Source organism: Polynucleobacter rarus, assembly GCF_003072505.1.
GTDB classification, from domain to species: Bacteria; Pseudomonadota; Gammaproteobacteria; order Burkholderiales; family Burkholderiaceae; genus Polynucleobacter; species Polynucleobacter rarus.
The window spans coordinates 1,376,849-1,390,640 of the sequence record NZ_NTGB01000001.1 but is presented as its reverse complement, the minus strand read 5'-3'; the positions used below and the strand labels follow the sequence as shown (position 1 = coordinate 1,390,640).

General features: G+C 38.5%; 9 protein-coding genes and 1 tRNA gene. 5 read left to right on the top strand and 5 right to left on the bottom strand.

Annotated elements, in window-relative coordinates; translation table 11 throughout:
* The first annotated feature begins 284 nt into the window (after window positions 1–284).
* From AOC35_RS15520 to AOC35_RS06480, 4 genes are all read left to right on the top strand, one after another.
* Window positions 285–455: a hypothetical protein gene (locus AOC35_RS15520; RefSeq protein WP_159077499.1), complete on the top strand. Its 171-nt coding sequence runs from the start codon at window positions 285–287 to the stop codon at window positions 453–455.
* A gap of 331 nt (window positions 456–786) precedes the next feature.
* Window positions 787–2,625, top strand: coding sequence for a DNA helicase RecQ (gene recQ / locus AOC35_RS06490; RefSeq protein ID WP_108646318.1), 1,839 nt, complete (start codon window positions 787–789; stop codon window positions 2,623–2,625).
* A gap of 319 nt (window positions 2,626–2,944) precedes the next feature.
* Entirely contained in the window at window positions 2,945–4,885 is a 1,941-nt protein-coding gene (locus AOC35_RS06485; protein WP_108646317.1) for a GGDEF domain-containing phosphodiesterase, read from the top strand.
* A 72-nt stretch (window positions 4,886–4,957) separates the two neighbouring features.
* Window positions 4,958–5,833 carry an alpha/beta fold hydrolase gene (locus AOC35_RS06480; RefSeq protein WP_211307489.1) on the top strand — a complete coding sequence of 292 codons (876 nt, stop codon included), beginning with the start codon at window positions 4,958–4,960 and terminating at the stop codon, window positions 5,831–5,833.
* 22 nt (window positions 5,834–5,855) lie between these two features.
* Here the strand turns inward: AOC35_RS06480 and AOC35_RS06475 are convergent, their stop codons facing one another.
* The 5 genes from AOC35_RS06475 to AOC35_RS06455 form a co-directional block, all read right to left on the bottom strand.
* On the bottom strand, window positions 5,856–8,312 hold the full coding sequence (locus AOC35_RS06475) for a penicillin acylase family protein (RefSeq protein WP_108646315.1): 2,457 nt from the start codon (window positions 8,310–8,312) through the stop codon (window positions 5,856–5,858).
* A 172-nt stretch (window positions 8,313–8,484) separates the two neighbouring features.
* On the bottom strand, window positions 8,485–9,207 hold the full coding sequence (locus AOC35_RS06470) for an ABC transporter ATP-binding protein (protein WP_108646314.1): 723 nt from the start codon (window positions 9,205–9,207) through the stop codon (window positions 8,485–8,487).
* Window positions 9,208–9,237: 30 nt separating this feature from the next.
* On the bottom strand, window positions 9,238–11,175 hold the full coding sequence (locus AOC35_RS06465; protein WP_108648746.1) for a branched-chain amino acid ABC transporter ATP-binding protein/permease: 1,938 nt from the start codon (window positions 11,173–11,175) through the stop codon (window positions 9,238–9,240).
* 5 nt (window positions 11,176–11,180) lie between these two features.
* Window positions 11,181–12,059: a branched-chain amino acid ABC transporter permease gene (locus tag AOC35_RS06460; protein ID WP_108646313.1), complete on the bottom strand. Its 879-nt coding sequence runs from the start codon at window positions 12,057–12,059 to the stop codon at window positions 11,181–11,183.
* 121 nt (window positions 12,060–12,180) lie between these two features.
* A complete protein-coding gene (locus AOC35_RS06455; protein ID WP_425440639.1) occupies window positions 12,181–13,344 on the bottom strand; it encodes an ABC transporter substrate-binding protein in 1,164 nt (387 codons plus the stop codon).
* A gap of 188 nt (window positions 13,345–13,532) precedes the next feature.
* Here AOC35_RS06455 and AOC35_RS06450 point away from each other — a divergent pair.
* Window positions 13,533–13,621, top strand: a tRNA-Leu gene (locus AOC35_RS06450).
* The last annotated feature ends 171 nt before the right edge of the window (window positions 13,622–13,792 follow it).

Sequence of the window (13,792 nt, the reverse complement as noted above, 5' to 3'; positions counted from 1 at the left end):
ACCTTCTGAAATTAGGCTTACGTTTATCTAAAAATATTCTACACCTTCTTGTGATTACTCAGTTTCATAAAACACCTTAAGAGCTTTTATCACAAGCGAGCCAATGCCTTTAATGGTCTTTGAATCCGAATTAAAAGATCACTTGGCTAGCAGGTAACCATAGATAGGTTCTCCATGGACGGACCTTATTCACCTCGCTCCTAATAAATTTAGAGTAGCCTTCAATTTTTTGTAAACCTTTTTTTGCGCTAACCCGTTAAAGATAAAAATATGGGAGGTTAATGATGAAAAAGTTCTTGATTGTTTTAGTACTTACAGCTTCCATTACTGGTTGTGTCAGTTACCCAGTTTCAAGTGAATATCCTCGAGCTTATTACAAGCCATATCCTACTTATTGGTATGAATATCATCAGGCTTACCGATATACTCCTCATCACAGATACTATCGTTGGTAAATAACTTCAAAAACTAAAAAGCATTGCATTTCCTTATAGAGGTTTTGGCTTTTTCTGAACCACATAAAAATTTCTTTTGTTAAGAGGATGGCCGATAAAGCCGCAAACTAATTACTTACCAAACTGTTGTAAATTGTGCTTTTTGAATAACTAAATATAATAGGAACTGTTAATTGGTTATTCGTTAAGAATGTTTTTCTCTAACCGTTCATTCAACTCCCCAAACTACAGTTATCATTTTTTGGATTGATTTAAGCTCAATCCAAGTAGATATTTGTAGAACATAACTTGTATTTAGATATCGAACATTTGGTTTTCAGTGTTTCAAACTATGGATAAAATTCATCAAGTATTACTAAATGTTTTTGGCTTCGAAAAATTTCGCGGGGTCCAGGAAACGATTGTTCAGCATATTGTGCAAGGGGGTGATGCCTTAGTACTGATGCCTACTGGTGCCGGTAAATCTATTTGCTATCAAATTCCTTCATTGGTGCGGTCAGGGGTCGGTGTTGTTGTTTCGCCATTAATTGCCTTAATGCAAAATCAAGTGGATGCCCTGAAACAACTAGGTGTACGCGCTGCATTCTTGAACTCTAGTTTGGATTTCGACACAGCTCAACACGTTACAAGACAACTATTGGCGGGTGAGTTAGATTTGATCTATGTTGCTCCCGAGCGATTACTAAATACCAATTTCTTATCGCTATTAGATCGATTGAATTCGATGTCAAAAATTGCTTTATTTGCGATTGATGAAGCACACTGCGTATCCCAATGGGGGCATGATTTTCGTCCTGAGTATCGACAGTTAACCGTCTTACGTGAACGTTATCCCAAAGTTCCCAGAGTGGCTCTAACAGCAACAGCTGATGCCCCAACCCGAGCAGAGATTATTGAGCGTTTGTCTTTAGAGTCTGCGCAACAGTTTGTATCTAGCTTTGATCGACCGAACATTCGTTATCGGGTTCTTCAAAAAGACCGAATTAAAGATCAGTTAGAAACATTTTTAGAAGCAGAACATCCACAAGATTCAGGGATTATCTATTGTCTCTCGAGACGTAGCGTGGACGAAACTGCTCAGTGGTTAAAAGACCGTGGATGGGATGCTATGCCTTATCATGCTGGCTTAAGCTCACAGGTACGCGATTTTAATCAGGGCCGTTTTCTGAGGGAAGAGGGAGTCATTATGGTCGCTACTGTTGCTTTTGGAATGGGCATTGATAAACCCAATGTTCGTTTTGTTGCCCACCTTGATTTGCCTAAAAGTATGGAAGGCTATTATCAGGAGACGGGCAGAGCTGGTCGCGATGGTCTACCTGCTAATGCTTGGATGGCTTACGGTTTTGGCGATGTGGTAAGCCTTCGGCAAATGGTGGATTCTGGAGAAGCTTCCGAAGAACGTAAGAGAGTAGAGCGTCAAAAGCTGAATGCTTTATTAGGATACTGCGAATCAATCACTTGTCGTCATCAAAGTATTTTGCGATATTTTGGGGAAGATCATCCTGGGGGCTGTGGCCATTGTGATAATTGTTTAGAGCCAGTATCAACTTGGTTAGCTACTCGCGAAGTGCAAAAGGCCTTATCTTGTGTATATAGAACTGGACAACGATTTGGAGTCACGCATCTAATTGATGTGCTTCTTGGCAAAGAAACCAATAAAGTCAAAGAGTTTCAACATGATCGGGTAAGTACCTTTGGTATTGGTAAGGAACTTAGTCAAGGGCAGTGGAATAGTGTCTACCGTCAGCTAGTCGCTGCTGGATACCTAAATGCTGATATTGCCTTGTACGGCGGTCTACAGTTGGTTGATGATATGGCCTTACCCATCTTAAGAGGTGAAAAGGAAATTTGGCTACGACGCGATGCTGGAAAAACCAAAAGTCAAATTGCTAAAGGAGCAAGTCCTAAAAAGAGCAATCATGAAGTGGCAAGTTCTACTGAGGAAAAACTTTTTATTGCTTTGAAAGCACAACGTACCGAATTAGCTCGTGAGCAGGGTGTGCCTCCTTATGTCATATTTCATGATAGTACCCTACTCGAAATGATGAAGCAGACCCCGACAACTCTTGCACAATTTGAAAGGTTAAGTGGTGTGGGGCAAGCAAAATTAGAAAAGTATGGTCAGCAATTTATTCAGGTCATAAAGTCTAGCTTGGATGATTCTGAATAAGCGTTCATGTCTGCGCACCAAGCATGTGCAAAATTAGATGATCAACTCTCTTCAGCAAGTCAATAGATTACTCAATGAAAGTTATAGTTATTATACTTAACTAAGGAATGAGAATTTCAAGCTAAATTTCTGCATTTACTTGAATTTATTCAAATTTCTTTGTTGTAAAAGCCATTAAAAGCTTAAAAATGATTGACAGGCTCTTGTGAGTAGAAAATAATGAGCCTATGTGAAATTCTGATTAAATTCAAAACTTTATATTAGATATTTATAGTTATATCTCCATTTGTATCAAAATCATTATTTGTGACCAAAACAATTGAAAAACTTTAGTAAAGATACACAAGAACAATTAATCAAAGAAGCCGAAAGTCTGTCTGGTTTACTGCGAAATCTTCATCAAGGTCAATTTCAAATTAGAGAACAAGCCCTGAGCGTTATCAGCATCTTGTTTATTATTGCTTTTATAGTGATTTGTATCCTTGCCTCTACGCTTCAATTAGAGATTCAAAGCAGTATCATTCTTGCTGGCAGTCTTACTCTTAGCTTAGTTACCTTATTAGCATTGTTAAAGTTTAAAAAACTTCAATTTAATCAAGGTGTTGGATTCATCGTAACGCTGACATGCATTTTTTTCTATGTCTTAGCAATCATTTTCAATGAAACTGGACCTCTCTTTTATTTACCTTCATTATTAGTCTTGATATCTATCATGATTAATCCGAGGTGGTCACTAATATTCAATGTTGGATTAATTGGTTTGGCTACATTCACTTTATTCACTTCAATAATTGATGAAAAACAATCCGCTAGGATGTTAATCGATTTTGTAACAGTGGTCTTGATTATGCAGGTTGTAAAGCGTGAGAGAGCTTTTTTAGGTTCTAAAACGGCCATGATTTTAGATAACTTGAGAGAGTTATCATCTCGACTCTCGCTGAATGTGATCGAAATTACGAAAGAAAGAAATGATGCTTTATCGAGAGATTTTCAAACTGGTTTATTAACGCCTAATTCCTTAAAAAAAGAATTAAGTAATTACGCAGCTAATCACCCAGATGAGACTCTAGTATTGTGTAGTATCAGAATCTTACAACTCGATGAATTTCTAATCATCAATAACAGCAAGTTCGATGATTTTATTTTGGATAATTTAGTTATTAAATTAGGTCAGTTTTTAAGACCAGAACTGACAGCTAGAACTTCAAAAGGTGAGTTTGTTGGTGTCTTACATCAATCTCTCTTAGAAGAGGCTTCGGAAGCCAATCTTCAAAAATTATTCGCTAATTTCCAAGCAAGTTTTGACATTAAAAATGAGTCCTTACTTACGATTCAAAGAGTAGGAATCGCTATTTGGCCCGAGGATGGTAAAAATGTTGACGAATTGATCAGTAACTCCAATATGGCGTTGCTTAAAGCAATTGAACTAGACTCCAATTCCCCCATTTATTTTCATCATCAAATGTCCGCTGATTTACAAAAAACGGTGAAACTAGCGAGCGAAATTGAAGAAGCGATTAGGGATAATCAGTTTGAATTGTTCTTTCAACCCATTGTTTTTCGGAATCCCCATACTTTTTCAAAAGTTGAAGCTTTACTACGTTGGAATCATCCACAATTAGGACTTTTGGGACCGAATCTCTTTATACCTTTAGCGACTAATAATGGCAGTATCATCAAACTAACTAATTGGGTATTAGAACAGTCGATTCAAAAACTACAAATTCTGCAATCAGAAAACTCCATGGAGTTTAGAGTCAGTATTAATTTCCCACCGGAGTGTTTAAATCACTGTCTAGAAAACCCTGCATACTTTGATTATTTGAAGAGTTTTGGCAATTCTATTCGCGGAATTGTTCTAGAAATCACAGAAGGGGCACTTCTATACGTTACGCCGGAAGTATTAGCGGTAATTCATGAGCTCAAAACAATCGGCTTTCAATTGGCTTTAGATGATTTCGGTATTGGGTACTCTTCTCTTTCACAACTCAATCAACTGCCATTTGATTATTTAAAAATTGATAAGTCCTTGATCGACAATATTGAATCAAGTTCTAAATCCTTACTCATTTGTAAGTTCATTACCCAACTAGCTCACGAATTTAATTGTGAAGTTATTTCTGAGGGAGTAGAGAACACGCAACAACTATCCTTACTTGATGGTGTTGGTATGGATTTTGTACAGGGGTATGTCTACTCTAGACCAATTCAATTTGAAGCATTAAGAAAATTTGTAATTGATCCGAATCTCACAAATTAAGTGCTATTCATTTAGAACGTCGTATTGAACTATGACGAGTTAATCAGCGATATACTAAAATAAGTCTTTATCTTGATTTGCATTGTTATGGACTTATCTAAAAACCCCCACTCTCTAACCAGTCGATTAAAAAGGCACCAACTTGCCACTGAAAGTGGTGATGTTGTTTGGTTCGAATTGGGCTCAGGGGCTCCACTATTGCTGTTGCATGGTGGTTTTGGAAATCACTTGCACTGGGAAAAAAATATTGAGTTTTTTGCTCAAAAATATCGGGTGTTGATTCCCGATATGCCAGGTTTTGGCGAATCAGATAAAGCTCCAGAGCATACTATTGAGGCATTATTAATCCCCCTCATTAGTAGTCTTCATCAGTTGATTAAGTCAGATGAGTTAATTGATGTGGTCTGTTTCTCATTTGGTGGTCTAGTCGGTAGTCAATTAGTCCTCACTCGGGGTCATGTAGGGCATCTAGCCATCTTGGGAGCTGTGGGCCATCATGTTGAACGACGTCCACGGGGGGAGCTTGTTAATTGGAAAGAAGCCTACGCTAATAATGATCAGAAGGCTTTATATGATGCCATGCGACACAATTTATTAATGCACATGATTTATAACGAATCTGTCATTGATGATAACGCGGTTGATATTCAAACTAGAGCTTGTACAAGCTGTCGCTTTAGAAGTCGCGAAATTTCTTGGTCAGGTGGTCTTTTTGAGAAATTGGAAAGAATAAAGGAATCAACTGCCACTCAAGTCATTCTTATTTGGGGTGAATTTGATGTTACTGGCGATCCTGCAATGCTAGCGGAAATTGCGTTAATGAGATTTCCTCATTTTAGGGCTAGAGTGATGTTTGGAGCAGGGCATTGGGTACAGTTCGAAAAAGCGAATGAAATTAATGAACTTTTGTTAGAGTGGTTAAGCTTACCCAATTTGAAAATTGCTTAGCGAGTCCAATCTCCTAGCTTGCCTATTTCGATTTTAATACTAGAACGCTTTGGTTATCTTTTGAATAGTTCATTGATAACGGAAGGTAATTATTTTGACTCCACAGTCCGAGATATTCTCTATAGCGCTTACTTTGAACCCAGCCAGATTGCCCCCCGATTCCCATAAAAACAGATTGATCGAAGTTACTTAAGTCGTAGATAACCCTCATCCCAGGAGCTAAATTAGTCGCATAAGGCTCCTCTGCATTACTGTAATTCATGCGTCCAACATTGATCGTAAAAGTATCTCCTGGAAAAGGAGCTTTTAATTCAAATAACTTTCCTAATAGTGGAGCTTTACTGAGTGGGTTATGTTGACTAATTGCCGGATGGGCTTGACCCCATTTCCAAGAGTTAGGATTGGAACCATAACGATTTGATAAATAATCTATTGCCAAGTTCAAGGCCTGTGGACTTAGATCACCACACAATTCAATTTTTGGTGTTTTCGAATCGTCGCACCAAATAGAATCTTTATTATTCAGGATTTGGATAAGACCCTCTCTAAGATTTTTTTGATGATAAATATCGTCGAAAAATATACCTAATTTGGGTTTAAATACCAACCGTGTTAATTGATCAACCCAAGCGTTAAATATTAATGCGCCGCTATCATTGCTTTTCATATCACCTTGAAAATTTTCTATCAAGGGGTGAATTCTCTCCCGTGAAGCGTTTTTACTTACAGTATCTTTGAGTAATTCAATTAAGGGTGTTGCCGCAAGGGATAGCGTATCAGCTTGAAGAACCATATTTGATGCGACATCGTGTTTTGCTTTAGATTGTAAAAGTTGGTTGATACGATCATAGCGGTAGGGGGACGTCCAATCTGCAGTTAATGTGTAATTTACATTTTCGCTTTGTATTTTATGATTTGCAGTTGCAATCCAATTGAGGTTTGATGAAAAGTCTTGTGGTAGTTCTTGTGGGGTAAGGAGGGAGCTCCACTCATTTTTTACTTCCCAGCCAAAAACTGGGGCAACGCCGCTCATACCGGAATGTTTTAGTCTTTTGGGAGCGGTTCCTGCGACCATAAAGCCAATATTTCCATCAACATCTGCCATCACAATATTTTGAACTGGGGCATAAAAATTACTAAAGGCCTTCTTTAAGTCCTCCAAAGAGTTTGACTTATTTACTGCAAGGAGGGAGAGGATCGACTGGTTTTTTTTATCTAGCGCAGTCCACTTCATACTTACTACAAACTTCTCAGTATTGATTAATTTTTTCAAGGGCTCATAAACATCTGAAATTACTGGACCATGTATCGTTTCTCTGACCAGGATGGTGAGTGGCTTTTGTCCTTTGATTGAAATTGTTTCCCGGCGGATTTTGAAAAGCTCACTTCCGGAGGCAGTTTCATATTTATTTGGATTATTTGCTTGAATTTGATCGATATATAAATCTTGGACATCTGCTGCAGTATTAGTAAACCCCCATGCAACCTTTGGTGTATGTCCTAAAATCACGCCCGGTAGGCCAGGAATAGATCCGCCGATGATATTCATCTCTTTTGATTTGAGGTGTACAAAATACCATGTGGAGGGGGTAGATAAGCCTAAGTGTGGGTCATTGGCGAGAATAGGTTTACCCGAAATTGTTTTGTCTCCAGAAATGACCCAGTTGTTAGAACCCTTTCCATCTTGCCCCATTGGTAATACATCTTGCAAATGATAGAAATTGGAGGCAACAGTTTCATTACTATCTGTGACTTTTTGATAAATCCCCTTGTCTTTATATAGTTTGGCAAAATCGAGGTTGGTAGCGGGAAGATCATCTTCGTAGGGTGGCAGTATTTGCCAAATTTCTTCTGTGGTCAAAATACTGGCTAGTTGCAATCGCATGACTTCTTTAGACCAGTTATCCCCTAGATCTAGTGCCATCATCATCATCCAACTCATACTATCGATGGGAGTCCACAAGCCTGGCTTAGTGCCCAGTAAAATAAATTCAGTAGGCAAGGCCCAGCCAAGCCCTGCAAAGCCTGCATTAATACCATTCGTATAAGCCTCTAGGGCAAGTTTGGTTTCGCTTGGCAGCAATTCATATTGATTTCTTGCGGCATTTCTTATGCCTAGAGTTCGAATAAATTGATCAACTCGGATGGTTTTTTCCCCGATGATTTCAGATAAAGAACCGGAGGCTAGACGCCGGTTAAACTCTAATTGCCAACCACGCTCTCTGGCATGTAAATAGCCTAAAGAATACAATGCATCATAAGAAGATTTTGCTTCAATATGAGGAATATCACTCTGATCAAATGTAATCAATACTTCATCTCTTAGACCAGAAACTATTTCCTTTCCAACAGGTGATGATTTAGCACTGAACAAATAGAAGCCAATGACCAGACCTGCTAAAACAAATACTACAGAAAAAATAACAAAAAAATATTTACCTATTTTTATGAATGGGCGAAGGAATTGAGTTTTTCTCATTTATCAGGTTTAGATATTCTTATTTAAGTGTTTGTATTAAATGATGAAGTTTGAATATTTGAACAACTAAGTGATTGCATTTGATTTGGTGGGGGTATTTAAATAAAACTGTTGAAACCCTGAATAAAAAATGGCCTCATTGATTTGAGGCCATTCATGAAAGTATTTACGATTAATGGCTTCCACCAAGGTAAGCAGCAATCACAGCTGGATCATTTTTTAATTGTTCTGCAGGACCATGAACTTTAATGTTGCCATTTTCCATTACGTATCCATAATCAGCAACAGCTAGGGCTGCAGCAGCAAACTGTTCAACCAAAAGCATAGTAACCCCTTGGCTTTTCAACCTTTCTATAATACGAAAGACTTCATCTACTAAAATGGGTGCTAAACCCATTGAAGGTTCATCCAAAAGGATGACCTCAGGATTTAACATAATTGCTCTTGCCATCGCAAGCATTTGTTGTTCTCCGCCGGAGAGAGTACCAGCTAATTGGTTTCTACGTTCTTTTAAGCGTGGAAAGAGTTCCATTGCTTTTTCTAAATCACCTTTAACATCCCCTTTAGGTCTACTGAATGTCAATCTAGGAAAAGCACCGAGGATTAAATTATCACTGACAGACATCGTAGAAAAGACTCTTCTGCCTTCCGGAGAGTGAGCTAGACCAAGTCTTGCTACTCTAAAAGAGTCAGCCCCAGTAATATCTTTACCATCCAATAAAATTTGTCCATGGGTGGGTTTAATCATGCCAGTAATAGAGCGCATGGTCGTTGTTTTACCCGCACCATTAGAACCGATCAGAGTAATCACCTGACTTTTAGGTACTTCAATATTGATGCCGTGTAAAACCTGAACTTTGCCGTAACCCGCTTGTAAATTCTTAATTGATAACATGATGTAATCCTTCTTATTAGAGATGATGTTTTAGGCTGCAGAACCACCTAAATAGGCTTCAATCACCTTCGGATTACTCTGAATTTCAGAAGCAACTCCCTCAGCAATTTTTTCACCAAAGTCTAAAACAGAAATCTGATCTGAAACACTCATTACCACGTCCATATGATGTTCGATCAAAATAATCGTAATACCGTGGTCTCGTATTTTACGAATCACCACTAATAGTTCTTTAATATCAGGAGCCGTTAAACCAGCTGCTGGCTCATCTAGTAATAATAGATTTGGATCGAGTGCCAGCGCTCTCGCAATTTCTAACATCCTTTGCTTACCATAAGGAAGATTACGAGCTTCTTCATTTGCGAGTGATTCTAAACCCACAAATTTTAATAAGCCAAGAGCGCGTTGCCTTGCATTTTTCTCCTCTTTTGTAAAGCGAGGTAAGTGAAGCGCAACATCAACAAGGTTGGATTCAAAAGTATGATGAAGTCCTACTAAAATATTTTCAAGGGCGGTCATTTCGCCAAACAACTGAACGTTTTGGAAAGTACGAGCAATCCCAGATAAAGCAATTTCAGATGAAGTTTTACCTACGACACTTTGATTTTCAAACTTTACATCTCCGGCCGTTGGGATATAGATACCCGTTAGCACATTCATCATGGTACTTTTGCCGGAGCCGTTGGGACCAATTAAGCCGTGGATTGACCCACGTTTGATGGTGATGTCTACTAAGTTGAGTGCTTTAAGTCCACCAAATTGCATTAAGATAGATTCGATTGTAAGGATATTTTGTCCTCTATCTTTTGTATTGGCATCATTAATAATATTGTCAAAATTCTCATTTGTGATGATTGATTCTGTAAAGACATCAACCTTCTTCGTGAATAGAGATGAATAGAAGCTCCTAAAGAATCCAACAATACCATCCTGAAGATAGTAAACAACCAATAGGATCATGACACCAAAGATACTGAGACGCCAATCAGTAATATTGTCTAACCATAAAGAAAACAGGGCTAGGGCGATGGTGCCTGCGACGGGTATAGACACCTTTTTCAAAGTAGTAATACCTTTAGTAACAGCCAAAATTGAACCCAACGCAACGAGTGTTGCCAAAGTAATTGAAACGATTCTAAATAGTCCGATATCGTCTAGTAACTTTGGTAATAGAACGATAATAGTTGCTCCTAAAATCGCCCCTAAGCGAGATTTACGACCGCCCATAATAATCCCTAACAAGAATAGAACAGTAAGTTCATTGTTATAGGTGTTTGGCGAAATATATTTTTCTGAGTAAGAGTATAAAGCTCCAGCGAAACCTGCGAAACCGGCACTAATTACAAACGCATACACTTTGTAACGATATACCGATACCCCCATACAGTCACAAGCAACAGGACTATCTCTCAAGGCTTCAAAGGCGCGACCCAGTTGAGATTTTAAAATACGGTGAACCACAACTAATGCAAACAGCATCGCGATTGCTGCTATCCAGAAGAATTCTTTTTCGGAAGCTTCGTGACCGAAGACCATTGGTTTTGTCAACTTAATCCCCAAAGGTCCCTCAGTTAAAAAACTCATCTCATTGATCAAGATTTGTAAAATCGTTCCGAAAGCAAGTGTTACCATCGCCAAGTATGGACCAATTACCTTTAAAGCAGGAAGTGCCAGTAAGCCACCAAAAATTGTTGTAACAATAATTGCTGCTGGCAGTGTCAAGTAAAAGGGCACGTCCAAATGAAAGAAAAGAACGCCGGCTGTATAGGATCCAACACCAAACAAACCCGCGTGACCCAAAGAAACTTGGCCAGTATAGCCAACCACAATATCCAAGCCAAACAGCAAAATAATGTAAATCAGGATGGTTGAGGCGAGGTGGATGTAATAAGGGTTGCTCAGAACTAATGGAAAACATAGTAAAGCGACAACAGCCAACAACATAGGTAGTAATTTATTAATTTTCATCATCTTTAAACTTTTTTAATTGCAGTTTTACCAAATAATCCGGATGGTTTTAAGGCGAGAACTAAAAGGAGTAATAGCAACCCTGGAACATCTTTATATCCAGTGGAAATATAAAATCCAGTAGTTGTCTCAGTAATTCCAAGAATTAATCCGCCAATGATGATGCCAAACCCACTGGAAAGACCACCAATAATCGCAACTGCGAACGCTTTTAAACCTAAGGAAGCTCCCATAGTTGCCCCTGTTAGCGTTAAAGGAGCAATTAACACACCAGCAAAAGCAGCGGTGAGGGAAGAAAGGCCATACGAAAACATAATCACAATACCGGTATTGATACCCATCAAACTGGCAGCATCACGATCGTTTGATGTTGCTACGACAGCTTTGCCATAGATTGTTTTGCGATTAAACCATTCAACCATAACCATCATCAAAATTGCGCCTGCGACAACCAAAATCTCCATAGGCAAAATATTTGCCCCTAAAAATGGAATTGGATCCTCACTGATGGGGGATGGGAATCTTAAGTCATCTCGGCCCCAAATATTTTCTGCCACATTTTTAAAAATAATACCTAGAGCGATGGTGGACATAATCCAACCAAATTCGGACTTAATTTTGATGGCGGGTCTCACTCCAATAGCTTCTACAAAGCTACCCTGTAAGGCACCAAAAATACAAACAATTGGAATCATCAACCAATAATTGATGCCCAGATCCTCAACGCAGGTAAGTCCAACCAAAGCACCCAGCATTAAAGCCTCGCCTTGACCAAAGTTAAGCGTTCCTGATGTTGCGAAAGTCAGTTGATATCCAAAGGCAATGACAGCATAAATCATGCCAAGTGCGATGCCACTAAAGATTAATTGAATCAGAATTTCCATGGAATAACCAATAGTAAGTTAATAAATAATGAACAGGTCATTATAAATAAAAAGAGGGCAAAATAAACAATAGGCGCTATCTAAATAGCGCCTATTGTAAAAACTAAGAAAAATTAAAGAATTATTTTTTCTTTTTCAAGCGAATATCAGCACCTTTATCAGCATCTTCCTGATAAGCATAGACAACACGACCGTTTTTAACTTCACCCATTACTGGAATGTTGTCAGTTACAGATTCGTGATCAGTCTTGGAAAACGGCTTGTCATACACAGTCACAATACCATCAACTTTTGTATTTAAGTTTTCTAAGGCATCACGAATTTTTTCACCATCGGTTGATCCTGCTTGTTTAATAGCTGCTGCTAGTAGGTAAACTGAATCGTAACCTTGAGCAGCAGAAACTGGAGAATCGATACGACCATTTTTGGGCTTAAAGTTTTTCAAATAAGAGTCAATAAAAGTTTTACGCTTTTGGGTATTGCCTTCTTGAATGAAGGTTTGTGGCATACGTGCACCTTCACCATTTTTACCGGCTGTATCGATAAAGTTAGCCATTGACAAAGTCCAGCTGCCAATCATTGGTTTTTTCCAACCGAGTTTTGCCATGCCGTTTGCGATCTGAGCAAGTTCAGGTCCAATAGCATAAGTAAGAATGACTTCAGCACCAGCTTCTTTAGCTTTCAACAACTGAGATGTCATATCAACATCTTTAATGTTGAATTTTTCAACTGCAACTGGAGTAATACCTTTGGCTGCCAATGCTTTGATTAAGTCTGCTTTTCCGAGTTCGCCGTAGTTGGTTGAGTCAGCTAAGATCGCTACTTTTTTAAAGCCACGTTTTTCGATTGCTTCTTTAACAATCATTGGCGCTTGAATTTCGTCTCTAGCAGCGTTTCTGAAAATATAGTTATTTGGTTCTTTATCAAATTGCTTTGTAATGATTGTGCCTGTAGCAACGTTATTAAATACAGGAATTTTTGCATCTTGATAAATTCTTTGAGCTGCTAATGCAACACCAGTATTAATAAAGCCAACATCTGCAACAATCTTCTCGTTATTTACTAACTCTTGAGCAATGGCTACACCACGTGCATTTTGAGCCTCATCATCACGCTCAATCAATTGGATTTTTCTACCAAAAATACCACCGGCTTCGTTAATTTCTTTTGTTGCTAGACGGACACCGTCACGCATACTGACACCCATGGAGGATGATCCGCCAGTAAATGGACCTGTAACACCGATCTTGATCGTATCTTCTGCCATCGCATTGCCTACTAACATAGCACTGACGAGTGCAATTGCTTTAATTTGATTTGTAAACTTCATCTTTTCTCCAAGTTAAACGTTAAAAGTCAATTTAAATAACTGAAATTAATTATCACACTTATGAATTCTAACTGTAACAATTTTGTAAATCACTAGGGGTTTGCCCTTTGAGTATAGTTTGTGCTAGAATCTTTCTTTCGCGTGCCCGAGTGGTGAAATCGGTAGACACAGCAGACTTAAAATCTGCCGACTCAAAAAAGTCGTGCCGGTTCGATTCCGGCCTCGGGCACCAATCGAAAATAGAAACCTAATTCAGCACTACTCTACAGGCGCTTTCAAGGATGTTACTAATAGGTGATGTCTTTACATCAATCTAAACACGATTATTCACTTAGATCATTTCAATTTCAAACAATTTAAATTTCTAGACTATATGGATTAAAACACGATCCAATTGTTGTAT

What these genes read in the sequence shown, in the direction of transcription:
- AOC35_RS15520 (WP_159077499.1), top strand. Translation starts at nt 285, where the DNA reads ATGAAAAAGTTCTTGATTGTTTTAGTACTTACAGCTTCCATTACTGGT.
- recQ (WP_108646318.1), top strand. Translation starts at nt 787, where the DNA reads ATGGATAAAATTCATCAAGTATTACTAAATGTTTTTGGCTTCGAAAAA.
- AOC35_RS06475 (WP_108646315.1), bottom strand. Translation starts at nt 8,312, where the DNA reads ATGAGAAAAACTCAATTCCTTCGCCCATTCATAAAAATAGGTAAATAT.
- AOC35_RS06470 (WP_108646314.1), bottom strand. Translation starts at nt 9,207, where the DNA reads ATGTTATCAATTAAGAATTTACAAGCGGGTTACGGCAAAGTTCAGGTT.
- AOC35_RS06465 (WP_108648746.1), bottom strand. Translation starts at nt 11,175, where the DNA reads ATGAAAATTAATAAATTACTACCTATGTTGTTGGCTGTTGTCGCTTTA.
- AOC35_RS06460 (WP_108646313.1), bottom strand. Translation starts at nt 12,059, where the DNA reads ATGGAAATTCTGATTCAATTAATCTTTAGTGGCATCGCACTTGGCATG.
- AOC35_RS06455 (WP_425440639.1), bottom strand. Translation starts at nt 13,344, where the DNA reads ATGTTAGTAGGCAATGCGATGGCAGAAGATACGATCAAGATCGGTGTT.